Annotated in this window: 23 protein-coding genes and 1 pseudogene; 23 read left to right on the top strand and 1 reads right to left on the bottom strand. The window is 41.4% G+C overall.

What is annotated here, in order from left to right; genetic code table 11:
• Positions 1–192: 192 nt before the first annotated feature.
• A complete protein-coding gene (locus tag ACVRZ8_RS01875; protein ID WP_447447803.1) occupies positions 193–2340 on the bottom strand; it encodes an LTA synthase family protein in 2148 nt (715 codons plus the stop codon).
• 167 nt (positions 2341–2507) lie between these two features.
• Between ACVRZ8_RS01875 and ACVRZ8_RS01870 the strand changes: the two genes are divergently transcribed.
• The 23 genes and pseudogenes from ACVRZ8_RS01870 (at position 2508) to ACVRZ8_RS01760 (ending at position 26370) form a co-directional block, all read left to right on the top strand.
• Positions 2508–3671 (top strand): class I SAM-dependent rRNA methyltransferase, encoded by a 1164-nt coding sequence (locus ACVRZ8_RS01870; protein WP_447447631.1) that lies wholly within the window; start codon positions 2508–2510, stop codon positions 3669–3671.
• The gene (gene aroD / locus ACVRZ8_RS01865) at positions 3668–4345 is read left to right on the top strand and encodes a type I 3-dehydroquinate dehydratase (RefSeq protein WP_447447630.1); all 678 of its coding nucleotides are present in this window, start codon (positions 3668–3670) and stop codon (positions 4343–4345) included. The genes ACVRZ8_RS01870 and aroD overlap by 4 nt, the downstream gene beginning before the upstream one ends.
• On the top strand, positions 4335–5204 hold the full coding sequence (locus ACVRZ8_RS01860) for a shikimate dehydrogenase (protein WP_447447629.1): 870 nt from the start codon (positions 4335–4337) through the stop codon (positions 5202–5204). Before aroD ends, ACVRZ8_RS01860 begins: the two co-directional genes overlap by 11 nt.
• A 3-nt stretch (positions 5205–5207) precedes the next feature.
• A complete protein-coding gene (gene aroB / locus ACVRZ8_RS01855; protein WP_447447628.1) occupies positions 5208–6275 on the top strand; it encodes a 3-dehydroquinate synthase in 1068 nt (355 codons plus the stop codon).
• A gap of 1 nt (position 6276) precedes the next feature.
• Positions 6277–7443 carry a chorismate synthase gene (gene aroC, locus ACVRZ8_RS01850; protein ID WP_447447627.1) on the top strand — a complete coding sequence of 389 codons (1167 nt, stop codon included), beginning with the start codon at positions 6277–6279 and terminating at the stop codon, positions 7441–7443.
• A gap of 214 nt (positions 7444–7657) precedes the next feature.
• Positions 7658–8764 carry a prephenate dehydrogenase gene (locus ACVRZ8_RS01845; RefSeq protein ID WP_447447626.1) on the top strand — a complete coding sequence of 369 codons (1107 nt, stop codon included), beginning with the start codon at positions 7658–7660 and terminating at the stop codon, positions 8762–8764.
• 9 nt (positions 8765–8773) lie between these two features.
• Positions 8774–9115, top strand: a complete 342-nt coding sequence (locus ACVRZ8_RS01840; RefSeq protein WP_447447625.1) for a YlbF/YmcA family competence regulator — start codon at positions 8774–8776, stop codon at positions 9113–9115.
• Between the two features lie 229 nt (positions 9116–9344).
• Complete coding sequence (locus tag ACVRZ8_RS01835) at positions 9345–10298, top strand: L-lactate dehydrogenase (RefSeq protein ID WP_447447624.1); 954 nt, start codon at positions 9345–9347, stop codon at positions 10296–10298.
• Between the two features lie 77 nt (positions 10299–10375).
• A complete protein-coding gene (gene aroA, locus ACVRZ8_RS01830) occupies positions 10376–11659 on the top strand; it encodes a 3-phosphoshikimate 1-carboxyvinyltransferase (protein WP_447447623.1) in 1284 nt (427 codons plus the stop codon).
• Positions 11652–12143, top strand: a complete 492-nt coding sequence (locus ACVRZ8_RS01825) for a shikimate kinase (RefSeq protein WP_447447622.1) — start codon at positions 11652–11654, stop codon at positions 12141–12143. Before aroA ends, ACVRZ8_RS01825 begins: the two co-directional genes overlap by 8 nt.
• Positions 12134–12958 (top strand): prephenate dehydratase, encoded by an 825-nt coding sequence (gene pheA / locus ACVRZ8_RS01820; RefSeq protein WP_447447621.1) that lies wholly within the window; start codon positions 12134–12136, stop codon positions 12956–12958. Before ACVRZ8_RS01825 ends, pheA begins: the two co-directional genes overlap by 10 nt.
• A gap of 11 nt (positions 12959–12969) precedes the next feature.
• The gene (locus tag ACVRZ8_RS01815) at positions 12970–14427 is read left to right on the top strand and encodes an LCP family protein (RefSeq protein WP_447447620.1); all 1458 of its coding nucleotides are present in this window, start codon (positions 12970–12972) and stop codon (positions 14425–14427) included.
• A gap of 137 nt (positions 14428–14564) precedes the next feature.
• Positions 14565–15932 carry a 23S rRNA (uracil(1939)-C(5))-methyltransferase RlmD gene (gene rlmD, locus ACVRZ8_RS01810; RefSeq protein ID WP_447447619.1) on the top strand — a complete coding sequence of 456 codons (1368 nt, stop codon included), beginning with the start codon at positions 14565–14567 and terminating at the stop codon, positions 15930–15932.
• Between the two features lie 355 nt (positions 15933–16287).
• Positions 16288–16962, top strand: coding sequence for a response regulator transcription factor (locus ACVRZ8_RS01805; RefSeq protein ID WP_447447618.1), 675 nt, complete (start codon positions 16288–16290; stop codon positions 16960–16962).
• Positions 16952–18070, top strand: a complete 1119-nt coding sequence (locus ACVRZ8_RS01800) for a sensor histidine kinase (protein ID WP_447447617.1) — start codon at positions 16952–16954, stop codon at positions 18068–18070. Before ACVRZ8_RS01805 ends, ACVRZ8_RS01800 begins: the two co-directional genes overlap by 11 nt.
• A gap of 84 nt (positions 18071–18154) precedes the next feature.
• Positions 18155–19432, top strand: a pseudogene (locus tag ACVRZ8_RS01795) (M13 family metallopeptidase); the annotation flags it as partial.
• Positions 19421–20188: a M13-type metalloendopeptidase gene (locus tag ACVRZ8_RS01790; protein WP_447447802.1), complete on the top strand. Its 768-nt coding sequence runs from the start codon at positions 19421–19423 to the stop codon at positions 20186–20188. The pseudogene ACVRZ8_RS01795 and the gene ACVRZ8_RS01790, both read left to right, overlap by 12 nt.
• A 26-nt stretch (positions 20189–20214) precedes the next feature.
• Positions 20215–21249 carry an alpha/beta fold hydrolase gene (locus ACVRZ8_RS01785; RefSeq protein ID WP_447447616.1) on the top strand — a complete coding sequence of 345 codons (1035 nt, stop codon included), beginning with the start codon at positions 20215–20217 and terminating at the stop codon, positions 21247–21249.
• A 16-nt stretch (positions 21250–21265) separates the two neighbouring features.
• A complete protein-coding gene (locus ACVRZ8_RS01780) occupies positions 21266–22276 on the top strand; it encodes an alpha/beta fold hydrolase (RefSeq protein ID WP_447447615.1) in 1011 nt (336 codons plus the stop codon).
• 22 nt (positions 22277–22298) lie between these two features.
• Entirely contained in the window at positions 22299–23186 is an 888-nt protein-coding gene (locus ACVRZ8_RS01775) for a CPBP family intramembrane glutamic endopeptidase (RefSeq protein ID WP_447447614.1), read from the top strand.
• Between the two features lie 720 nt (positions 23187–23906).
• A complete protein-coding gene (locus ACVRZ8_RS01770; RefSeq protein ID WP_447447613.1) occupies positions 23907–24935 on the top strand; it encodes a S66 family peptidase in 1029 nt (342 codons plus the stop codon).
• 434 nt (positions 24936–25369) lie between these two features.
• Positions 25370–25891, top strand: coding sequence for a GNAT family N-acetyltransferase (locus tag ACVRZ8_RS01765; protein WP_447447612.1), 522 nt, complete (start codon positions 25370–25372; stop codon positions 25889–25891).
• An 89-nt stretch (positions 25892–25980) separates the two neighbouring features.
• Entirely contained in the window at positions 25981–26370 is a 390-nt protein-coding gene (locus tag ACVRZ8_RS01760; RefSeq protein WP_447447611.1) for a PaaI family thioesterase, read from the top strand.
• The last annotated feature ends 49 nt before the right edge of the window (positions 26371–26419 follow it).

Below are 26419 nucleotides of genomic sequence, written 5' to 3'. Positions count from 1 at the left end.
AAGATAGAATAAGTAAAGCTTTAATTTAAACGTTTTGGGAATGAACTGTTTTAAACTAACAAAGTTTTGTTGATAAAATAGGTTCTTTTCCTGTTCAAATTATCTCACAAATAGTTTGCCGTTTTTCCTGTGTTTATTTTTACTTAAAAAAGCTTCTCTCTCGGTCATAAACCAAGAAAGAAGCAGCTTTTTTTACGGGGAACTTGAGGTCGAACTTGTTCCATTTGTCGGATGTAATTCTATATAGGATGGAGCATTAAATAATCCTGTGGTTGTTTGGTTGCCATTAAGGCTGTAAACACTGGTTGATTTATTTCCTAAATCATCGCGGGTATTGGTTAACTGTTTCATCTGATTGGTATAGGAAATCTTACTAGCATCAACAGTATTAAGGCCGCTGTCTTTATAGAAGCGAAGCAAATCTCCAGTTTGTACAGCATCACTCATAGAAAGCTGAGTGGCGACGGCTTCTTTAATAGCCGCTGTCTCATCAGTTGTTGTCTGGTCAGGATTAGTAATTTCTTCTCCCGTTTGGGTATTATAGAGTTTGCCAAAATAACTGGTGTATTTTGGTGTGATGTACTGTCCAGCTGTCCTTAGAGCAACGGTTTGATTGTTGTTATCAGAAAGTAAGTCCTGTCCCATTTGAATGTAAGAGCTAGTGTCAACGCCCAAAATATGAAGCAATGTTGGCAGGGCGTCAACTTCGCCGCCATAAGTATCAGAGATGAAACCACCAGTATAACCTGGAATATGAATCATATAAGGGACACGCTGCAGCATGGCTTTATCATAGTTAGACCATGTTTCAGAATTCTTGCCAAGAAGTTCTGCCAGGTTGCTGCTGCGGCCGTCAGAAATACCATAATGATCACCATAGAGGACAATAATGGAATTATCGTAGAGCCCAGAAGCCTTCAAGTAATCAAAGAAGGCTTTAATCGAAGCGTCTAGGTAATTAGCAGTCGCAAAATAGCCATTGACAGTTTCATCTTTAGTCTTTGCCAAAGGAAATCCTTCTTCATTGGAGTCACCAGATAAAGAAGTATAAGGGTAATGGTTGGACACTGTGATATATTTAACATAGAAAGGTTGCTGCAACTGTTCTAAATACTTGATAGAGTCAGAAAACATGTATTTATCATTGAGTCCATATTGGAAAGAGTTATTGCTGTCTTGTTTTTCAAAGGCAGTGGAATCAAAGAAATACTGATAGCCCCATTGTTTGTAAGTACTGTTTCGGTTCCAGAAAGAGCCGGTATTGCCGTGGAAAACAGCGGATGAATAGCCCCCATTTTGAGCTAAAATAGAAGGCGCTGCATAGGCGGTATTGGTTCCGCCGTAATTTACCATATAAGAACCTGTACTGAGACCAAAAAGAGAATTTTCCATCAATGTTTCAGCATCAGATGTCTTACCGGATTTAACTTGATTAAAGAAATTTGAAAAGGAAATAGTAGAATTTGAATGATAGAGCGAATTCAAAAAGGGAGTAACTTCATAGGACTGACCATCTGATTCTAGTTTGTAGTCAATAAGAAACTGCTGGAAACTCTCCAAGTGAATCATGATAACATTTCTTCCTTGAGCAATGCCATAATATTTAGCATTGGGCTGAGCGTAATGCTCATGAACGTAATCAACAACTTCATCTAAATCATCTGCGGAAGCAGCAGATCTAGCCTTTGCAGCTTGGTAAGTTTGATTTCCTGAATAAGCGGTAAAAAATGGGATGCTCATGGCGCGGACAATATAGTTATTGGAAAACCCCCGTGTTAAGAGTTCACCGCGATCTGTTTCAGCTATAAAAAGATTAGCAGAAAGGAGTAATCCTGATAAAGCTGTTACCGCGAAACTAGCTCTTTTATTGAGAACCTTTTTATCACTTTTTAATTTCTTCTTATAAATGGCGTAAATAAAGAAAGGCAGATCAATCAAATAGAACAAATAACTTATTTCCAGCAGGTTGAGAGCTGAATCCCCCAAGCCTGCAGCAGAGCTGCCGCTTGCCAATATCGTATTGACCGTGATAAAATCAGTGAATTCTCCAAAGTAAATCACATTAGCTACTAGCAAAAGGTTCAAAACGATATAGAGAAAAACCGTTAAACTGTAAAAAAGTTTACTGTTTTTGATGTAAAGCCCCAATCCCAAGATGAGCAGTCCCATAGGAATAGGATTGATAAGTGTCAGAAAAACTTGCCTGAAATTTTCTAACTCCAAATCCAAATCAATATAATAGGCCCAAAGCGTTTTTATCCAATAAAAGAAGAGAAGCAGCAGGACAAAACCCAGCCGTGTATTAATCCCCTTCCAAAAACGTTCCAATAATATTTTCAATGCTTTCAAAGTCATTTTTCCTTTGAGTAATATAATATCGCTCTTATTATACCAAATTTCAAAATGACACTCAAAATTTTGCATAGTTTTTCAAGGAAAAATTCATGCAGTTGTCAAAATATTGAGACATTAAGGAAATATCCGCAGATTTTTGGTATAATGTAAACATGATTGAACTTACAGTGGATTCGCTTGCAGAAAAGAAAATCAAGCAAGGAAAGCAGCTTCTTTTAGCGACCGGTTTTCCAGAGCAGTTACCCACTGATCAGCTGGTTTATCTTTATAATAGAAAGCAAAATTTTTTGGGAACAGCTTATATGTCCAAGCAAAATAAAGGAATTGGCTGGTTTTTATCCTCTCAAAAAATTGTTTTGGAGGAGTGGTATTTTGTATCTCTTTTCCAAAAAGCAAAGGTTAAGCGTCAGTCTTATTATAATGACGAGTTGACAACAGCTTTTCGGCTTTTTAATCAGGATGGAGATAATTTTGGCGGTCTGACAGTGGATCTTTATGGTGATTATGCTCTCTTTTCTTGGTATAATCCCTTTGTTTTTTCTCTTAAAACAGTTATTCTTAAGGCCTTTAAAGAGGTATTCCCAGAGGTTTTTGGTGCTTATGAGAAGATTCGCTTTAAAGGGCTTGATTATGAGTCGTCGCATCTATTTGGAAAAGCAGCTCCATCAAATTTTACTATTGTTGAAAATGGTGTCCGCTATGCTGTTTTTCTTAATAATGGACTGATGACAGGAATTTTTCTGGATCAGCATGAAGTTCGGGATAATTTGGTTCAGGGGCTGGCGCTTGGCCAGTCAGTGCTCAATCTCTTTTCTTATACGGCAGCTTTTTCGGTTGCAGCAGCTATGGGCGGAGCTCTTGAGACAACCTCGGTAGATTTGGCTAAACGTTCCAGAGAATTGTCCAAGGCTCATTTTGAGGCTAACGGATTTGATACAAGTCAGCATCACTTGGTTGTTATGGATGTTTTTTCCTATTTCAAATATGCTAAGAAAAAGGGTTTACACTTTGATCTTATCATTATTGACCCACCAAGTTTTGCCCGCCACAACAAACAGACTTTTTCTGTTAATAAGGATTACCACGAGCTAATTAGACAGGCTTTAGAGATTTTATCGCCAAGAGGCACTATTGTTGCCAGTACTAATGCAGCCAATATGACAGTTCAGCAGTTTAAAAAACAACTCCAAAAAGGATTGGGGACTGCTAAGGCAGAATTTGTAAATTTCCAGCAGCTGCCGGCAGATTTTACCACGAATCCTAATGACCCAGCATCAAATTATTTGAAAGTATATACAATAAAGGTGAATTTATGAAAATCGTAGTACCAGTTATGCCAACTAGTCTCGAAGAAGTTGAGGCGCTTGATCCTTCTAAGTTTGAAGGCGCAGATATTATTGAATGGCGAGCAGATTTTCTGGATAAGGACAACATTTTAGCCGTAGCACCAGCTGTTTTTGAAAAATTTTCAGGCGTTGAGGTGCTTTTTACCCTCAGAACGACTCGTGAAGGCGGCCATATTGATTTGACCAATGAAGACTATGTAGCTCTTATTCGTGACATTTCAGCACTTTACTCGCCAGATTATATTGATTTTGAATATTTCTCCTATCGTGAAGTATTTGAAAATATGCTAGAATTTTCTAATCTTGTTTTGTCCTACCATAATTTTGAAGAGACACCAGAAAATCTAATGGAGGTTTTTTCAGAGTTGACAGCTCTGACACCGCGTGTTGTCAAAATTGCAGTTATGCCGCATCAGGAACAAGACGTATTGGATTTGATGAATTACACACGGGGGTTTAAGGCTCTTAATCCTGAGCAAGAGTTCGCTACTATGTCCATGGGCAAAGTCGGACGGCTTTCTCGTTTGGCAGGTGATTTAATTGGTTCTTCGTGGACTTTTGCTTCTCTGGAAAATGCTAGCGCTCCTGGTCAGGTAGCTCTGGCAGACATGCGTAAAATTAGGGAGGTCTTAGATGAAGATTGATGGACATACACGTCTTGCTGCGGTTGTAGCAACGCCTATTAAACATTCTATGTCTCCTTTTATTCATAACTATGCTTTTGAACATTTAGGCATCAATGGTGTCTATGTCGCTTGGGATATTCAGGAAAAAGACCTAGAAGAAACAGTCAATAATATTCGTCGCTATGATATGTGGGGTATCAATCTATCAATGCCTTACAAACGTGTAGTATCCCAATACTTAGATGATTTAGATGTATCGGCATCCTTATTTGGCATGGTCAATACAGTTGTTAATCATGGCGGTAAATTAGTTGGCTACAACACAGATGGTTATGGCTTTTTTGCCAGCCTGCCTAGTTCTTTCAAATTAAAAGGGTCTACCATTACTATTTTAGGCGGCTCAGGAGCAGCGACAGCTATTTCAGCCTATGCCGCAAGACATGGCGTCAAAAAAATCAATATGTTCAATAAGGAAAAATACCTTGATGTAACGGTTAAGCGTCAGGGAAAAATTACTGAGGTTACTGGTGTTCCGATTGATGTGTTTGACATTGCAGACCAAGCTGTCATTCAGCAAAAAATTATGGAAGCAGATCTTGTCATTAATGCCAATGGAACCGGAATGGACGGTGAGACCATGGTAATCTTGCCTGAAACCAAGTTCAAAAAGGGACAGTTGGTGGCTGATATTATCTACCAGCCTTTTGAGACACCTTTTTTGAAATTGGCTCAGTCACAGGGTGTGGAAGTGATTAATGGACTCGGTATGCTGCTTCATCAGGCAGCAGAAGCTTTTCGTCTTTGGACTGGAAAGAAGATGCCGACCGATGAGATTTGGAAAGAATTAGAAGCTATTTACAAAGCAAAAGAGGGCTAGTCTATGAAATTACATGTTGATCTGACACACACACCCTATGATATTATTATTGAAAAAGGAGCACTCAATCAAGTTAGTGATTGGGCCTCGCAGCTTTGGCAGCCGCAAAAAATCGTTATTATTACAGACAACCATGTCGGCAGTCTTTATGCTGAGAAGGTTAAACTTCAGCTTGAAGGTGCTGGGTTTAAGGTCGCAGTTTTTGATTTTTTGGAAGGTGAAGCTTCTAAGAATTTGACAACAGTCAATAAAGCTTACGAGTTTCTCATTGGGCAGGGAATGACTCGCTCAGATGGGATTGTGGCACTTGGCGGCGGTGTTGTTGGTGATTTAGCAGGTTTTGTGGCTTCAACTTATATGAGAGGAATTCATTTCCTGCAAATTCCGACCAGCTTAACGGCGCAGGTGGATTCCTCTATTGGCGGAAAAACTGGTGTCAATACTCCTTTTGCCAAAAATATTGTTGGGACGTTTGCTCAGCCTGATGGTGTTTTAATTGATCCTAATGTACTGCAAACTTTGGGGAAACGTGAACTCATTGAAGGTATGGGTGAGGTTGTCAAATATGGTTTGATTGAGGATCTCGCACTTTGGCAGCTGCTGGATCAGCTTGATGGTTCTCCTCAAGCGATTTTGGACAATGCGGAGGCTATCATTTACCACTCCTGTGATGTTAAGCGTAAAATCGTGGTTGAAGATGAGTTTGAAGGCGGTATTCGCATGTATCTTAACTTCGGTCATACCATCGGCCACGCCATTGAGCAGACAGCTGGCTACGGCAGGGTTATGCATGGTGAAGCTGTTGCTATTGGTATGGTACAAATTTCACGTATTGCTGAAAAAAAAGGTCTCATGCCAGCAGGTATTACCGAACAAATTGAAGCTATGTGTGCCAAATTTGGTTTGCCTATCGCTCATGAGCCTTGGAAAGTTAATGATTTGTATGCAGCGCTGACACACGATAAAAAAGCTCGCGGCAACAGTATCAAAACTGTTATTGTTCCTAAAATTGGCAGCGCAGCTATTAATCAAATTCCCCTAGAAGAGATGAAAGAATATTTGGAGAAATAAGATGAGGTATTTAACAGCTGGTGAATCGCATGGCCCGCGTTTAACGGCGATTATAGAGGGTGTGCCAGCAGGTCTTCCCTTGACAGCAGAAGATATAAATGTTGATTTGAAACGGCGTCAAGGCGGTTATGGTCGTGGCGGTCGTATGAAAATTGAAAGTGACAAGGTTGTTTTCACGTCTGGTGTCCGTCATGGCAAGACGACGGGAGCGCCTATTACTATGGACGTTATCAATAAAGATCACCAAAAGTGGCTGGACATCATGTCAGCTGAGGATATTGAGGATCGTCTCAAAACGAAACGTAAGATTACCCATCCGCGTCCAGGTCATGCCGACTTGGTAGGGGGCATGAAATACCGTTTTGATGATTTACGCAATTCCTTGGAGCGTTCGTCAGCGCGTGAGACGACGATGCGAGTGGCTGTGGGTGCGGTCGCTAAGCGTATTCTTGCAGAGCTTGATATTGAAATTGCCAATCATGTCGTGGTTTTTGGCGGTAAAGAAATTGATGTGCCAGAGGGCTTAAGTGTATCGGAAATCAAAGAATTGGCTCAGAAGTCAGAAATTTCAGTCGTCAATCAAGAGCGTGAGCAGGAAATCAAAGATTATATTGATCAAATCAAAAAAGAAGGGGATACCATCGGCGGTGTTGTTGAAACCATTGTTGGCGGTGTACCAGCAGGCTTGGGCTCTTATGTCCAATGGGATCGTAAGTTGGACGGCCGTCTAGCACAGGCAGTTGTATCTATTAATGCTTTCAAGGGTGTTGAATTCGGGCTCGGTTTTAAAGACGGCTACCTGCGCGGTTCTGAGGTTATGGATGAAATTCTCTGGAATGAAGAGGAAGGCTATACCCGCCGTACTAATAATCTTGGCGGCTTTGAAGGCGGCATGACCAATGGCCAGCCCATTATCGTACGCGGTGTTATGAAGCCAATTCCAACCCTCTATAAACCTTTGATGTCTGTTGATATCGAAACGCACCAGCCTTACAAAGCGACGGTAGAGCGTTCAGATCCAACGGCTCTTCCTGCCGCGGGTGTTGTTATGGAAGCTGTCGTAGCAACGGTTGTAGCTAATGAAATTCTTGAAAAATTCTCGTCTGACAATTTGGAGGAGCTCAAGGAAGCTGTTAATCGCCACCGCGATTATGTCAAGCATTTCTAAGAGGTCTAGACTAACCTCAGTACTTGACGACCCTAACAAGTTAAGGCTGTTGGTAATGCTAATGGGACTAATCAGATTGCTATTTTGATTTCCTGCCACTGTATAATTCTGCAAATAGAGAATTAGGTAGCTATAGCGGCGATGTTGAGCGCAAGCGTTACCTTTTGGAATTAGACAAAAGAATAGCCAAAAAGGTTAATAGAAGTGGAGAATTATGACACAAAAAAACATTTACATTGCAGGCCTGGGTCTAATTGGCGGCTCCATTGCTTTGGGGATTAGACGAGCGCACCCAGATTATCATATTTTGGGCTATAATCGTTCAGACCTTTCACGCAATGTAGCACTTGAGCGCGGTATTGTAGACAAGGCGACAGATAATTTTGCTGAATTTGCAGGGCTGGCTGATGTTATTATTTTGGCTGTTCCTATTAAGCAGACTATTGACTTTTTGCAGCAATTGGCAGAGCTGGATTTGAAGGAAAATGTTATTATCACAGATGCTGGTTCGACGAAACTAGAAATTGTCCAAGCAGCAGAAAAGTTCCTATCTGGCAAGCCTGTTCAGTTTGTAGGTTCACACCCCATGGCAGGTTCTCACAAATCAGGAGCCATTGCAGCAGATGCTACTCTTTTTGAAAATGCTTATTATATTTTTACGCCGACCAGCTTAACCAAGGAGACAACGATTTCAGAACTTAGAGATCTCTTGGCAGGGCTTAAGGCTAAATATATTGAGATTGATGCGAAAGAGCATGATCAAGTTACCAGCCAAATCAGTCATTTTCCGCATATTTTGGCTTCGGCTCTCATGGAGCAGGCCGCTGATTATGCAGATCAGCACGATCTTACAAATCGCTTCGCAGCAGGTGGTTTTAGGGATATGACCCGTATTGCTGAGAGTGAACCTGGGATGTGGACGTCTATTCTTTTGACCAATCCCACCGCTGTTTTGGAGAGAATCGAAGATTTTAAAAGGCGTTTAGATAAAGTAGCGGAGCTTATTTCCCAAAGAAAAGAAGAAGATATCTGGGAATTTTTTGATTTGGGTCGTCAGAAGCGCAAAGAGATGAAAATTCATAAGCGGGGCGGTGTTGACAGCTCTTTCAATATTTTTGTGGATGTTCCGGACGAAGAAGATGTTATTCTTCATATCTTGGAATTGCTGCGCGGTACATCTCTGGTTAATGTCCATATCAATGAGGAAAACCGCGAAGATATTAATGGTATCTTGCAAATTTCCTTTAAAAATCAAAAAGACCAACAGCATGCTGAGAAAGTTATCACTGAAAATACCAATTACAAAGTAATCATCGCATAGGAGACTATAATGACAGCAAATATTTACGATTTAGCAAATGAACTAGAACGCGCTATCCGTGTTCTTCCAGAATATCAAACAGTGGCAGACAATAAGGCTAAAATTGATTCAGATACAGAAGCTAAGGCTCTATTTGATGAATTTACAGCTTTTCAGGAAGGTCTCTATACTAAAATGCAATCAGGGACTATGCCAACAGCTGAGGATCAGGAAAAAATGCAGACTTTAGGACAAAAAGTAGAAGCCAATCCTATTTTAAAATCTTATTTGGAAGCTCAACAAGCACTGGGCGTTTATATCACAGATATTGAACGTATCATTTTTGGACCCTTGCAAGAACTGAATAAATAAAAGGAATTTAAATAGTTTTAGATTTATTCCAAGCTCAGTTTGATGTGAGAAAGACTTATAATGTTCCTTTAAATGATTGTCAAATCATTTCATTTTAAGACTATGAAAACTTAACTGATTATACTCGTTAATAGAGGCTGGAAGCTGATTCCTGCCTCTATTTTGATGGCACTTTTTCAAGCTGAGTAGTATAATGAAAGTAATTTATATATGTTGAGGAGGCTTTTAGATGTCACGAAAAATTGGAATTATCGGTATGGGAAATGTTGGTGCGGCGTTGGCACATGCTTATATTTCAGAAGGTCTGGCTGACAGCTATGTTTTTATTGATATCAATGATAAAAAAGCAGAAGCAGATGCTCAGGATTTTAAAGATGCCATGGCTAATTTACCTAATTATGCTAAAATTACAGTCAATGATTATCAGGCTTTAGAAGATGCTGATATTATTGTTTCCAGTTTGGGCAATATACAGCTTCAACACAATGCTGGCGAAGATCGTTTTGCAGAATTCCCTTTTACCAAAGAGGCTGTTTATCAGGTTTCTCAAAAATTAAAGCCATTAGATTTCAAAGGAGTGCTCCTTGTCATTTCTAATCCTGTTGATGCAGTAGCTGCGCTTTATCAGCATTTTACAGGCTGGCCTAAGGAAAGAGTGATTGGAACTGGAACCTTGCTTGATACAGCCCGTATGAAAGCGGCGGTGGCCGATGATTTATCGGTTAACCCTAGGTCTGTTTCGGGTTATAATCTTGGCGAACATGGCAATTCTCAGTTTACAGCTTGGAGTCAAGTAACTGTCAAAGGGCGGCCTATTACAGATTTAACAACGGAAAAAGAACGTCAGGAACTTTTCATCAAATCTATGAAAGGCGGACATACAGTCTTTTATGGCAAAGGATTCACTTCCTATGGTATTGCCAGTGCAGCACTACATGTAAGCAAGGCTGTTTTATCAGATAGTTTTGAAATACTACCAGTATCCACTTACCAAAAAAACTTAGGAACTTACCTTGGTTATCCTGTTGTCCTTGGCAGAAACGGTGTAACAGAAACCATTCAGCTGAGTCTGACACCTGAAGAAAATGCCCTTTTGGAAAAATCAGCTAAACTTATAAAGGTCAGAGTTGATGAGGCAATAAAGGAATTAGAACATAAAAAGTACTTCAATACTACGGACTGAATTTTTTGAGAGTTCAGTCTATTTTTGTATCTTAAAATATGGTATAATAATAGAAAATTATTATTTAGGAGTAGACTATGAAACTTACGACCAAGGCTCAAGGGCTTTCAGGGACGATTCGTGTTCCAGGTGATAAATCAATCAGTCATCGTTCCATTATGTTTGGAAGCCTTGCCAAGGGTGAAACAATCGTACATGATATTCTCCGTGGAGAAGACGTTCTATCTACTATGCAGGTTTTTCGTGATCTTGGTGTCACCATTGAGGACAATGGAGATGTCGTTAAAATTCAAGGTCTTGGCTTTGATGGCTTGAAAGCTCCTAAAAATCGTTTGAATATGGGAAATTCCGGAACATCAATTCGGCTGATTTCAGGTGTTCTGGCTGGTCAGGATTTTGATGTAGAGATGTTTGGTGATGATTCGCTGTCTAAACGTCCTATGGATAGGATTACCATTCCTTTGCGTCAGATGGGGGCTGAAGTTACAGGTCAAACCGATCGTGATTTGCCTCCGCTCAAAATGCGTGGCAGTAAGCATTTGCGGCCGATTTCTTATCAGCTTCCTGTCGCTTCTGCTCAGGTTAAATCTTCCTTGATTTTTGCAGCTTTGCAGGCTGATGGGGAGTCACTCATTATTGAGAAAGAAAAGACGCGCAATCATACAGAAGACATGATCGTCCAGTTTGGGGGAACGATTGCGGTTGACGGTAAAGAAATTAGAATATCCGGCGGTCAGGAATTAACAGCACAGGAAGTTGTAGTTCCAGGAGATATTTCTTCAGCGGCTTTTTGGTTAGTTGCGGGGCTTATTGTACCTCATTCCAAAGTTGTTTTGGAAAATGTTGGTATCAATGAGACACGAACAGGTATCATTGATGTGATAGAAGCAATGGGCGGTAAGTTAACCATCTCAAACCATGATGCTGTTGCTAAGTCTGCAACTATCACGGTTGAGACATCAGAGCTGCAGGGAACTGAGATTGGTGGCGATATTATTCCTCGCCTTATTGATGAGCTTCCTATTATTACGCTATTAGCCACTCAGGCTAATGGCAGAACAGTTATTCGTGATGCAGAAGAACTAAAAGTTAAAGAGACCGACCGTATTCAAGTTGTGGCAGATGCTTTAAACAGTATGGGTGCTAATATCACACCAACGGACGATGGCATGATTATCCAAGGAAAGACAGCTCTGCACGGCGCTTTGGTCAATACTTTTGGCGATCACCGTATCGGAATGATGACAGCAATAGCCGCTCTTTTGGTTAGAGATGGAGAAGTAGAGCTGGAACGTGCTGAAGCCATCAACACAAGCTACCCAAGCTTCTTTACAGATTTGGAAGGATTACTTAATGGCTAAAATTTTACTAGGATTTATGGGAGCTGGAAAGACTACTGTCGCAGGCTTTTTAGATGATAATTTTATTGATATGGATCATGTCATTGAAGAAAAAATTGGCATGTCCATCGCAGATTTCTTTGCTAAGGAAGGTGAGGCCGCCTTTCGTAAGATTGAATCTGAAACGTTGGAAGAGCTGATGGAGTGTAATGATGATGTTGTCATCTCAACAGGCGGCGGTGTGGTCACTATTGAACACAACCGTGAACTTTTGAAAAAGAACCGCCGTTATAATGTCCTTTTGGAAGCTACCTTTGAAGTGCTTTATGATCGTATCAAACATGATAAGGTTTACCAGCGTCCGCTGTTTCTTAACAACTCCAAGGAAGACTTTCAGGCCATTTACGAGCGCCGTATGGAAATGTATGAAGGGTTGTCTGATTTGATTATCAATGTGGACAACAGAACACCAGAGGAAGTAGCAAGGTTGATTAAATGTATGTAGGCTATCTAGGACCAAGCGGGTCATTCACACATACTGCAGCCCTTAAGGGGTTTCCAGATGCTGACTTGGTTCCGCTTGGAACGATCACAGAAGTCATCAAGGCTTATGAATCTAATTTAGTGAATTATGCGATTATTCCAGTAGAAAATTCTATTGAAGGTTCGGTTCACGAAAGCTTGGACTATCTTTTTCATCAAGCGGAAATTCGGGCTGTGGCTGAAATCTTACAGCCTATAAAGCAGCAGCTGATGGCGACTAAAAAGCACCGCCATATCGAAAAAATCTTTTCTCACCCCCAAGCGATTGCCCAAGGGAAAAAATATATCCGTAGGCATTTTCCTAAAGCCAAAATTGAAACAACCGCTTCTACCGCTTTTGCGGCAAGATTTGTAGCGGAGCATGCGGACGAGCCCTTTGCAGCTATTGCGCCCCATGCTGCAGCTGAGGAGTATGGCTTGCAAATTCTGGCTAATGATATTCAGGAAATTGATGAGAATTATACGCGTTTTTGGGTCTTGGGACATAAAGCACCTACTCTGCCATTGGATATCATTGATCGAAAAATGACTTTGGCCTTAACGCTTCCGGATAATCTTCCCGGAGCCCTTTATAAAGCTTTATCGACTTTTGCTTGGCGAGGTATTGACTTGACAAAAATTGAAAGCCGTCCTCTTAAGACAGTTTTGGGTGAATATTTTTTCATCATTGATTTTGCAAATAAAAAGAAAGAACTGTCCAAATTTGCCCTTGAAGAATTAGCCGCTATTGGGATACGAAAAAAAATCCTTGGCGATTACAAGGTTTATGAAATGTAAAGGAAAGATCTATGGCAAGAAATACGAATGGACCGCTGACTCGGCATGAGGAACTGCGGTACAGCTATCTTTTGAAAAATCTGGCCTATCTTAACGGTAAGGAAGCTGCGGAATTTAATTACCTTCAAAGCAAGATTGATGCTCACAATGCTCAGGCGACCTATGATGCCTACAGAGAAAGCTCTGCTTATTATCCAGAAGAAAATAACAGCTATGAGAGCAGCTACGATTGGGATGGCAGAGATTATAAGGCTGATGAAAACAGCCAATTTCCTGATTATGAATCTTATTATGACAATCCTGATTTAGCAGCATCTTCTACAGGTTATACAGCTCAAGGTCTACCTGAGTACCCAGAAGATTATGATAGGCAGCAAGCTAAATTGGAGCGCTCTCGGCGAAAGGCTGACAAACAAGCAGAGAGAGCTCAAAGACCCAAAGTAAAAGGCAGCCGCAGAAAAAAAATAAAGCGTGCCTTGCAATTTCTGGCTCTTTTTCTCTTTTTGTTGCTTGCCATTATGGGAATTTTTCTATGGAAGGGTTACAATGAGGTCACTTCGGGTGCAGACGGGAAAAGCTATCAGCCCGCTGTTCAGGAAGTTTTTAATGGCGAAGATGCCAAGGACGGTACGAACATTCTAGTTCTTGGTTCCGACCAGCGAATAAGTCAGGGTTCATCTGACGCGCGAACAGATACCATCATGGTAGTCAATGTTGGAAATAGCGATAACAAGATTAAGATGGTTAGCTTCATGCGTGATACCTTAGTTAATATTGAGGGAGCTTCCTATGATGATTACAATGCTGATCTTAAGTTAAATACGGCTTTCAATATTGGCGAACAAAATAATAATCAGGGTGCAGAGCTCATGCGTCAAACCTTAAAACGCAATTTTGATATTGATATCAAGTACTATGTTATGGTTGATTTTCAGACCTTTGCAGAAGGTATTGACACCCTTTTTCCAGACGGGGTTAAGATTGATGCTAAATTCTCCACAGTTGATGGTGTAGATGTTAGTTCAGTTGAAGTGCCAGATGATCTTAACATGGACGAAAATGGCAATGTCCCGACGCAGACTATCAAAGAAGGTGAGCAGATGATGGATGGCCGTACTCTTCTTAATTATGCACGTTTTCGTAAGGATGATGAGGGGGACTACGGCCGTACAAAGCGTCAGCAGCAAGTATTGCAGGCAGTCATTTCCCAAGTTAAAAATCCAGCAAGACTTTTCACAGGTGCTCAGGCTATTGGTAAAGTTTATGCTTTGACTTCAACCAATATTGGGTGGGGTTATCTTGCCGGAAATGGTTTGGACATTGTCTCAGATGCTTCTAATGGGGTTGAGACGACGACAGTACCAGAAGAAGGTGACTGGATAGACACTTATGATATGTACGGAGGTTCTGCTCTGGAAGTTGATTTTGAAGCTTATAAGACTAAATTGGAAAAACTTGGTCTGCGTTAATCGTACAGTTATTTAGCTTATGAAAAAAATAAAGGCTAAGTGGAAGTAAATGGACAGTTTTCAATATGATATAATGGAGAGACGAAAGTCTCTCTTTTTCTTTTTGGAAATGGCAGAGCGAGGCAGAAAGGTATAGCATGGTAACTAAAAACGATATTATTGAAACTGAAATTATTGACTTGAGTCATGAGGGGCAGGGTGTCGCAAAGGTTGATGGCTTGGTCTTTTTTGTGGACAATGCCCTGTCTGGCGAAGTGATTCAGATGCGCGTGCTCAAAGTAAAAAAGAAGATTGGCTTTGGTAAGGTTGAGGAGTACCTTAGCACATCACCTTATCGTAATGAGAACTTAGACGTAGCTTACCTACGGACAGGAATTGCAGACTTGGGGCATTTGGCTTACAGTGAGCAGCTAAAATTCAAGCGCAAGCAAGTAGTGGACAACCTCCATAAAACAGCGGGCATTTCAGACATTGAGGTTGCAGAGACGCTTGGTATGGATAATCCTCTTGCTTATCGCAATAAGGCGCAGGTTCCTGTCCGTCGTGTCAACGGTCAGCTGGAAACAGGTTTCTTCCGCAAAAATTCACATGATCTGATGCCGATTGAGGATTTTCTCATTCAGGACAAGGAGATTGATAGTCTTATCAATTTCACGCGTGACTTGCTTCGCCATTTTGACATCAAGCCTTATGATGAAAAAGAGCAGACAGGCCTGGTTCGCAATATCGTTGTTCGCCGCGGACACTATACTGGTCAGGTGATGCTGGTTTTGGTGACGACACGCCCTAAAATCTTTCGCATTGAGCAGCTAATTGAGAAGATTGTGACTGAATTTCCAGCGGTCAAGTCTATCATTCAAAACATCAACGATAGGAATACCAATGTCATCTTTGGATCGGAATTCCGCACACTTTACGGACAAGATACCATTGAAGATACTATGCTGGGCAACCGCTATGCCATTTCCGCCCAATCCTTCTACCAAGTCAATACCGTTATGGCCGAGAAACTCTATCAGACTGCTATTGACTTTTCAGAGCTGACGCCAGATGATACCGTCATTGACGCCTACTCGGGCATCGGAACCATCGGCCTGTCTTTTGCTAAGCAGGTCAAGGCTGTTTACGGCGTAGAGGTTATCGAAGCAGCTGTCCGTGATGCCCAGAAAAATGCTGCGCTGAACAGCATCACAAACGCCCACTATGTGGCGGACACAGCTGAGAATGCCATGGCCAACTGGAGCAAGCAGGGCATAAAACCCGATGTCATCCTCGTCGACCCACCGCGCAAGGGCCTGACAGAAAGCTTCATCAAAGCCAGCGCCAATATGCAGCCCAAGAAAATCACCTACATCTCCTGCAACCCAGCCACCATGGCGCGTGACATCAAGCTTTATGAAGAACTGGGTTACAAGCTGAAAAAAGTCCAGCCGGTGGATTTATTTCCAATGACGCATCATGTGGAAGTGGTGAGCTTGCTTGAAAAATGTAATTATACTCTTTGAAAATCAAAATTATACTTTGTTGACTTCAGCTTGCCGTACGCCAGTACAGCCTGCGCTTCGTCGCCTCGTCTAATTTTGATTTTCTTTGAGTATTAAATTGTTCGACTGGTTTTCTCGTTTTAAGGTCAGTTGTTCACAAGAACCACTGAATCTTGTGACTTCTGAGAATTAATGTTAAAAGTTTTTGTTATATCATTTGTATTACTTTGACATAAATCAAATATAAGATACGTTTAAATGTAACTGTAATTTTTTGAAACAGGGACAAAGCGATAAAATAATTTGATGCGGTGAACTGCTGAGTGTGAAGTTAGCCTGCTGGCTCTTGAAAACTGTTTAAAGGGATATTGTTTTTATGAAAATTTTAGTGGTTGAGGATGAGTTAGATTTGCTGCAGTCTTTGGCGGAAGGCTTGCGCTTGTCTGGTTATGCGGTGGATACTGCAGCAGATGGCGAAGCGGCAGAAGAACTCATTTATGTTGAAACTTACGACTTGGTGATTTTGGATATCAATCTACCTAAGCGCAGCGGATTTTCCGTACTGGAAGAAGTCCGCAAGTACAACAAGGAAGTCAATATCATCATGTTAACGGCACGCTCAGATGTCGAAGACCGTGTGTCAGCTCTGGATATGGGTGCCAATGATTACCTGCTCAAACCTTTTTATTTTGAGGAATTGGAAGCTAGAGTGCGCTCGCTTTTGCGCCGTAAGTCCGTTCAGCAGGACAGTCAGCTGACCTGCGGACGCTTGACCTTTGACACCAGCAGCCGCAAGGTGACGATTGATGGCAAGGAGCTGAGCCTGACCCGAAAAGAGCTGGGCATTTTAGAATACCTGCTTGTCAATCAAGGGCGGCATATCAGCAGTGAGGAATTGATTGAACATGTCTGGGAGGTAGACAGCAATAGTTTTTCAGGAACAGTGCGCGTGCATATTGCCAGTCTGCGCAAGAAGTTAAAGGCAGCGCTTGGTCATAATATTATTCATAATGTCATCGGAAAGGGGTATATCATTGAAGATGAAACCTAAAAAATGGCAATCAATCAGGCGTAGTGTTATTGGCCAGCTGTCATTAGCCATTATTTCTGTCTTTGTTGCTATGACCATTCTGTCTAATCTGCTCATCAACTGGTACCAGACCCATCTGACCAATGAAATGCTTGCGGGATTTCAGGCTAGTGCAGCGGAGAAAAAAGAGACCTTGGTCTTGGTGGATACTTCTTATGTCCAGTCTATGTGGGAGTTTCGGACCTTTTCCATTGGTGTCGTGCTTGTGACCATTTTACTGGGATCTGCCATTCTCTATACCCTAATCAAGCGTATCATGAAACCCTTCAAGGATTTGGCTGGAACCGTTGCAGACATTAACATTGACAACCTGCCTGATTACCAGAATGACCTAGCGACCGTTGGCACGACCCGTGAAATGGAGCAGCTGACAACCGCCTTTAACCAGGCTTTGGGCAAGCTTTATCAGTCCTATGACCATGAACGCCGCTTCTCAAATGATGTCGCCCACGAATTGCGCCTGCCCTTAGCTATCATGCGCAGCAAAATTGACCTCTACCAAAAGCAGCCGATGGACACGCAGGACTTTGTAGCCAGCATGGACACCAGTGTTGAGCGCCTCTCAAACCTCGTCGAAGGCGTCCTCCTTTTCAGCCGCCAGAACCAGCTGACTCTCAGCCAAGTAGCTCTCAAAGACTTGCTGGAGGAGATTCTTTTTGACCTTGAGGGAATGGCAGAGCAGAAGCAGGTGAGCCTTTCTCTGACAGGCGACGACCTTATCCTGACCAGTGATGACCGGTTACTGGCGCGTGCGCTCTACAACCTGCTTGAAAATGCCATCAAGTACAATGTGACCAATGGCAGTGTGCAGGTTGACATCAAAGACCAGTCAGACCAAATTGAATTGACCATCAGCGACACTGGTATCGGCATCAGCGACGAAGACAAAAAGCACATCTTTGACCTCTTTTACCGTGCTGACGACAGCCGCAGCTCAGCCATCAAAGGCTACGGCATCGGCCTCAGCCTCGTTGCCAAAATCATCAACCAGATCCAAGGCACCATCACCGTAGAGAACAACCAGCCCCAAGGAACTGTCTTTAAAATAAATTTGAAAAAGTTGAGTTAAAAGCTCAGCTTTTTTGATTTCTTAACAAAGATTTAACACCTCTCTTGCTATACTGATGTTGTACTAGGAAGAGAGGTCTATTTTATGCAAAGAAAATCCTATTTGAAGACAATGAGCGCACTGACTTTGGTGGTTTGCCTCATGTCTGGCTATGTGGTCAAGGACATTGCGGCAATGACATCCGTATCTGCCAGTGAGAAGAAAGCTAATAAGGTCAGTCCGAGAGAAAATCTCTACAAGGCTGTCAACGGCAATTGGTTAGCCCATACGAAACTAAAAAAGGGGGAAGCCAGTGTTAACAGTTTTTCAGAGGTTGAAGAAAAAATTAAAAAATTGCTGGTGTCTGACATGAAAAAAATGTCTACAGGTGAGATTAAGACGACCAATGCCGAGCAGGAAAAGATGGTAGCTTACTATAAGCAGGGGATGGATTTTAAAACACGTGACAAGCAAGGCTTGGAGCCTTTGAAACCTTTCTTGGATAAGATCGAAAAGGTGTCATCAATGAGTGACTTCCAAAATCTGGCTTATGATTTTATGATGGGTGGTTTTGCTCTGCCATTTTCATTAACGGTGGAAACCAACGCCCAAGACAACAGCCAAAAGCAATTGGTTCTCCGTCAAGCGCCATCGCTCTTAGAGTCGCCTGACCAATACAAGAAAGGCAATAAGGAGGGTGAGGCTAAGATATCAGCCTACAGAGAGTCGGCTATGGCTTTGTTCAAACAGGCAGGCAAAAGCGATGCAGAAGCTAAAAAGCTGGTCAAGCAAGCTCTAGCTTTTGACAAACTCTTGGCAGAGAAGACACAAGTTGATCCAAGCAAGATGACTGCAGAAGCTGACACAGCTGCAGGCCGCTATCATCCAGAAAGTATGGAAACGGTCAATAGCTATGCCAAAGAATTCAGCTTCAAAGACTTGATTGAAAAATTGGTTGGTCCAACAGATAAGGCTATCAATGTGGAAGACCAAGATTACTTCAAACAAATCGGCGATGTCCTAAATAGCAAACAACTGGAAAATATGAAGGCCTGGATGATGGTTGCCTTGATGATTGACCAGTCAGATCTTCTTGGTGAGCAAAATCGTCAAGCGGCTAGCACCTATAAGAATGTGGCTTCTGGCCTCACTCAGATGGAGGATAAGGAAAAGAACGCCTACACTCAATTAGAATATACCTTTGGTCATATCTTAGGTGACTATTATGGTAAAAAATACTTTGGTGATGAGGCTAGAAAAGACGTTGAGCACATGGCTCAGAAAATCATTACAGTCTATAAAGAACGCCTTAAAAATAATAGCTGGCTGTCAGAGGATACCAAGGCCATGGCCATCAAAAAACTGGATAACATGAAACTTATGATTGGCTATCCTGATGATTATTCTGACCTTTACCGTCAATATCAAGTGGACAGCAAGGCAAGCTTCTTTGAAAATACCTATAATTACAAGGCACTCTCACAAAAATTGACCTTTGCAGAATTCAATCAGCCAAATGCCCGTGACACTTGGCAAATGAGCGCTAATGCTGTCAATGCTTACTACGATCCAAATACCAATGCGATTGTCTTTCCAGCAGCTATCCTACAGGCACCATTCTACGACAAGAATAAATCTGTCAGTCAAAACTACGGAGCCATTGGAGCCATCATTGGTCACGAAATTTCCCATTCCTTTGACATTAACGGCATGAAGTATGATGAGAATGGGAACCTGCATGACTGGTGGACCAAGGAAGATTTGGCCAATTACAAGAAAAAAACACAGGCGATGATTGAGCAATGGGATGGTCTCAAGGCTGACGGCGGTAAGGTTGATGGCAAACTGACCTTGGCTGAAAATATCGCTGATAACGGCGGTGTGATGTCAGCACTTGAAGCCCTCAAAACAGAAGAAAATCCAAACTATAAGGAATTCTTCGAATCATGGGCAAGCGTTTGGCATCAAAAATCAACCAAGGAGCAAAGCAAGGCTTCACTCCAGTCTGATATTCACGCCCCTTACGAGCTCAGAGCCAATATTCCTGTCCGCAATTTCCAAGAATTTTACGATGCCTTTGGTGTGAAGAAGGGTGATCCGATGTATCTCAAACCAGAAAAACGCCTGACATTATGGTAATTCATTGATAAGAAGGAGACGACATTATGACTAAATTCAGTAAACTATCCGTTCTTGCTCTGTCGCTCGTGCTCTGCACGGCCTGTGCCACAAGCAAGCAATCTCAAAAAACACCAGACAATCAGCCTAAGCAGGAAAAATTGACCGCCAAGCAGAAGGCAGAAGCCAAAAAGGCTGAAGAAGCAGCTGAAAAGGATATGATTGCCAAAGGAGCTGTTGATTTGACCAAGTACAAGGCCAAACCAATTGAAGATTATGGTCAAAAGGTTGATGTCGGTGATGGCAAGAAGATGAACATCTACAGCATGGGTGAAGGCACCATTCCGATTGTCGTTATCCCAGGACAGGCTGAGATTTCGGCTCGCTATGCTTATAAAAACCTGCTTGACCGTCTTGGCAAAAAGTATAAGATTTATACTGTTGAACCGCTGGGCTATGGGCTTAGCGACCTGACTGATAAACCACGTACCATTGAAAATATCACTAAGGAAATTCACACAGCTCTTGAAAAAGTCGGTGTTAAGAATTTCTATCTCATGGCTCACTCACTTGGCGGCATGTATTCTCTTAATTATGCCAAGACTTATGCCAGTGATGTCAAAGGCTTTATCGGTATGGATACCAGCACGCCAGATATGGAAGGCGACGGCACAACAGAAGAGTCATCATCTTCAACCTTGAAATGGGCGCAATCCATTCCAGATGTTGATGAAAAGACCAATGAGCAGTACTTGTCCATCGGCGCTAAAAAATTCGGCAATAAAACAGAACGTGACGAAGACAAGCGTGTCAGCGAAAATCTCCACAAGATGGCAAAAGTCAAATTCCCTAAAGGCATGCCAGCCAAATATTTCCTAGCCAGTGAGTCTGCCGACGACATCAAAATGCGCAAGCAAGTCTTTCCTAAACTAAAAGACTGGGATCAGCAGCATATTGACCTATCGGAAGATCCAAATGATGTCTCTGTTGAAACCTTGGATGCCACTCATCTCATCTACCACACCCAATATGAACACATGGCGCAAGCTATTGATGAATGGATTCAAGCGCATGAAAAATAAAAGGTAAGGAGAAGTCATGAACAAAATCAGCAAACTATCCGTTCTTGCCCTGTCACTTGTGCTCTGCACGGCCTGTGCTGCAAATAAGGAAAGTCAAAAAGCACACGACAGTCAGCCGCAGCAAGAAAAACTAACGGCCAAGCAGCAAGCTGAAGAAGACAAAGCTAGAGAAGCTTCTGGTGCGGTTGATTTGAGCAAGTACAAGGCACAGCCTATTGAGGATTATGGTCAAAAAGTTGATGTCGGAAATGGCAAGAAGATGAACATTTACAGTATGGGCCAAGGCACCATTCCGATTGTCGTTATTCCAGGTCAGGCCGAAATTTCAGCCCGCTATGGCTACAAAAATTTGCTGGATCGTCTTGGCAAAAAGTATAAGATTTATACTGTTGAACCGCTGGGCTATGGGCTTAGCGACCTGACTGATAAACCACGTACCATTGAAAATATCACTAAGGAAATTCACACAGCTCTTGAAAAAGTCGGTGTTAAGAATTTCTATCTTATGGCTCACTCACTTGGCGGCATGTATTCTCTTAATTATGCCAAGACTTATTCAAGTGATGTTAAAGGCTTTATCGGTATGGATACCAGCACGCCAGATATGGAAGGTGAAGTAACGACTGCTTCTGATAAATCAACTTTTAAATGGGCACAAACTATTCCTGATGTGGATAAGACAGTCAATGAACAGTATTTCTCCATCGGTACTAAAAATTATGGCAATAAAACCTTGCTTGATGAAGACAAGCATGTCAGTGAAAACCTTCATAAGATGAGAAAGGTCAAATTCCCTAAGGGTATGCCAGCCAAGTATTTCCTAGCCAAACAGTCTGACGATAGTATCAAGATGCGCCAGAAAGAGTTCAAAAATCTGAAAGACTGGGATCAGCAGCACATTGACCTATCAGAAGATCCAAATGACGTTTCCATTGAAAAACTAGATGCCACCCACCTGCTCTACCATACCCATTACGAGCAAATGGCACAATCTATTGACGAGTGGATTCAGGCACATGAAAAATAGCTTGCTTACGAAAGGATTTACAATGTCAAAAATAAAAGGACTATTAAGAGACAATCTCATCTGGCTTTATTTTCTAAGCTTTGCTCTCTTTCTTGTGGGAGATCTCATTTCTGGTTTTGCAACTCCTTTCCCTTTACCAGGTTTCTTTAGCAAAGGTTTTCAGTCTACCTTTAACATGTATGTCATATTTTGGGGAATATGGGTTGCTACTCTATTATTCATTCTGATTTTTAAGAAGAAAAATAAGGCAACCTTGGAGGCCATAAAGCCTAATAAAACGGGGAATACCCTGAAAATGCTGCTTTTAGGATTTTTAATCGGTTTCCTCTCAAACGGTATTTGTGCGCTGCTTGCACTTTGGCACGGGGATTTTAAACTTCATTTCTATAAGTTTGAACCTCTGCATTTACTGCTTTTATTCCTTGTAGTCTTTATTCAATCATCAGCTGAAGAGTTGGTTTGTCGAGGTTTCTTGTATCAAAGGATAAAGGCACGCTACAATAGTGTTCCCTTTGCCATTATCGCAAACGCACTCTTGTTCGCCATTTTGCACTTAGGAAATGACGGAATATCAGCTTTAGGATTTATGGACACCTTGCTTTCAGGTATTTTCTTTAGTTTGTTTGTTGCTGGATTTGATAGCTTGTGGATGGCTATGGCCTGCCATACCACTTGGAATTTCACACAAAATATCATTTTTGGTTTACCAAATAGTGGTGCTTTATCAAAGTATTCCATTTTTATGATGAACAAAGAGAGTGCTGTTAGCAGCTTTGCCTTTGATAAGAACTTTGGTCTTGAAGGAACCATGTTATCTGTAACTGTGATGTGCATCGGCTGTGTTCTCATTTACTATTTGGCAAAAAAGCAAGATAAACTTGATTTAGGAAGCCAAATTAGTCTGTTCTGATAACGATAACTCACTAGCTGATATGATTAGAACGATGAATGATAGGTGACTGCGAAACTGTCTTGACTTGACTGTTTATCCAGCTTTTCAAAAATGCGACCTACTTTGAGGCTGCATTTTTGTTTGTCTTTGGAGGATTCGCAGCAAAGCTCCCACCAAATGAGATAAAAGAAAAACACTTCTGTTGAAATCTAGTAAACTATAGTCAAGAGTGTTTTTAATTGCAGAGATCAAGTCCATTACCCATTGTATAAAATTTTTTTGCTCGTTATAATTATCTGAAAAACCTGATATAATCTATTATAAATCTTATGGATACCTATCGTTGACAGTTGGAGAGCTTTTGTGATTCATTTTAAGGGAAGCGAAGCAAATAAGGTGTATAATACTTGGGAAGACTGGTAAATATAGTTATATTTTAAGGTGAAGCTAACGCAAACTTCCAGCAGACTTTCTGATTTCTGCAGGTGTATCAGGTAGAGGTGGGTAGTATTGATGTCAAGGATCAAAGGAAAACAGATACGAACATACGGTAATACTGCTCTTTTCGGGAAATCGGGCAAATTTGGTATCAGGCAGACAGAATACTCTGCGGCAACTTATCCAAGGACAAATCCTGTCAAAGAGTGTGAGAGTTGAGTTGCTACGCTAGATATTGGGCAGTGGAATGTCTAAGGTAGATGTCAGAGCAGCAAATTGGAATTTTTGAGGTAAACAATAATGATTAAAAATGTAGCTATAGTAAGTCTCTCAGCTGGGATAATAGGAGAAGATTTTGTCAGGCATGAAGTGGAAATCGGTGTAAAAAGACTGAAAGATTTTGGACTGAATATAAGGTTTATGCCAAATGCGCTTAAGGGAATTGAACATATGAAGAATCATCCGGAAGACCGCGCCGCTGATCTTTTACAGGCATTCAGAGACCCAGATATTGACATGATTCTTTGTGCTATCGGTGGTGATGATACCTATCGCCTGTTACCGTATTTATTTGAGCAAGGGGAGTTGGCTGATGCTGTTTCGGAAAAGGTGTTTCTCGGTTTTTCAGATACTACCATCAATCATTTAATGCTCTATAAAGTTGAGATAAATACATTCTACGGACAATCCTTCCTTGCTGATATCTGCGAGCTTGACGAGGAGATGCTTCCCTATACAAAAAAGTATTTTGAGGAAATGATACAGACCGGAACGATAAAGGAAATAAAGCCCAGCGAGGTGTGGTATGAAAGCAGGGTAAATTTTGGTGTAGACCAAATTGGAAAGCCCTTAATTTCTCATTCAAACCATGGGTTTGAATTGCTTCAGGGCAGTTCTATATTTTCTGGTGAGATACTCGGAGGCTGTATTGAGTCACTTTACGATATTTTTAATGATGACCGATATGCGGATATGCCAAAGCTTTGCAGTAGATATGGACTGTTCCCCAAAAAAGAGGATTGGGTTGGCAAAATTCTGCTGCTGGAATCTAGCGAAGAAAAAATGCCTCCTGAGAAATACAGAGAAGCACTTATCGCACTGAAAGGGACAGGTATCTTTGATGTTGTCTCAGGTGTTTTGGCAGGGAAGCCAATGGATGAGACCTATGCGGAGGAGTACAGACAAATACTGGTTGATGTAATTGCAAATCCGAGCCTGTCTATAGTGTTTAACATTAATGTTGGCCATGCACAGCCGAGATGCATTATACCATTCGGCGTGAAAGCGACAGTTGATGTGAATAATCAGGTAATTAAGTTTGAAGAATAAGAGAAAACTCCCAGTTTGTATAAGACCTATCAAGGATCCTCACTACAGACAGGTGTGTCGGTGGGAAGTGAAAGGGAAATGCTCTGCTCTACACAGTTGCTCCAAGAAAATAAGCAGATATTTGGTTGGTGAGCTGTCACCGCGCTAATCGTAGAAGCAGGAGTAAAGCAATGAAGTCATTGGAGACAGCGAACTGCTGTGGTTGTAAGTTTGCTGATTAAAAGTGCAGAATAAGAGTTTGCTTCGTTTATTTTTCTATTGGGGTAGAGCAAAACTATTTTTTTATTTAAACAACAAAGACTGAATAGGATATTCTTTTGACTACGGCTATAAACTGAAGTGTCCCAGAGATTGGCTAGTCACTCAATCATTTTGTTTGTACTGACTGATTTTTACGCTATTTGGTATCAACTTTTTTAAGACTTAAGGTGAATATGAATATTTTAAAAGCACAAGAAAAAGATTATGCACGAGTGAGGCGATTTTACCATTCTTTAATTGATGGTATGCAGGGGTCGCCCTTTGATATTGGCTGGAAGAAGGACATTTACCCTGCACCAGATTTTTTAAAGACTTCTATTTCAGATGGTGACTTATTGATAGGTCTTGAAGGGGAGCAAATAGTGGCGGCCATGGTTCTTAACCATGACTGTAATGAAGGCTATCAGGCTTTTAATTGGAAGATAAAGGCTGATGCTTCTGATATTACAGTTATTCATGCACTAGGGGTTCATCCCTCTTTTTCTGGCAATGGTTATGCCAAAGAAATGGTACAAAAAGCGATTAATCTAGCAAGAGAAAATCGGCAGAAAACCATTCGTCTGGATGTTTTGGAGGGAAATCTTCCTGCTGAAAAGCTCTATGTAAGCTGTGGTTTCACCTACCAAGGCTCTATTCAACTGTACTACGAAGATACAGGATTGACACACTTTAAATTATATGAGTATTTATTATAGAAGAAAATGGAAGACTGTTTTTCAAGCAGTCTTTTCGTCTTTGAAAGTGCTATAATATGAATATATTTAAAAGACAGAAGGTAAAAGTAATGAATGACAAGCATTTGCACGAAATTCGCGTGTTTGAAAATTTTGACATGGTTTCTTTTGAGAAGGGTCATGTGGTTGTGACGACAGAAGTAGTAGATAAATCCTTAAATTACTACGGTTTTGCCCATGGCGGTTATATCTTTACCCTGTGTGATCAAATCAGCGGATTGGTCTCTATATCAACTGGTTTTGATGCGGTGACGCTTCAATCCAGCATCAATTATTTAAAGTCTGGCAAACTAGGTGATACGTTATTGATTGATGGACGCTGTGTCCATGACGGTCGAACAACAAAAGTAGTTGATGTTACGGTAACCAATCAGTTAGAACAAGAAGTGGCAAAAGCGACCTTTACCATGTTTGTAACAGGTGAGCGCAAGGAATCCTAAGTTTTTCAATAAAGAATTTTGCTGTGAGACTATTTGAAAGCTAATCCGT

This window comes from Streptococcus dentiloxodontae (assembly GCF_053206925.1).
This window is presented reverse-complemented; position numbering and strand designations above follow the sequence as displayed.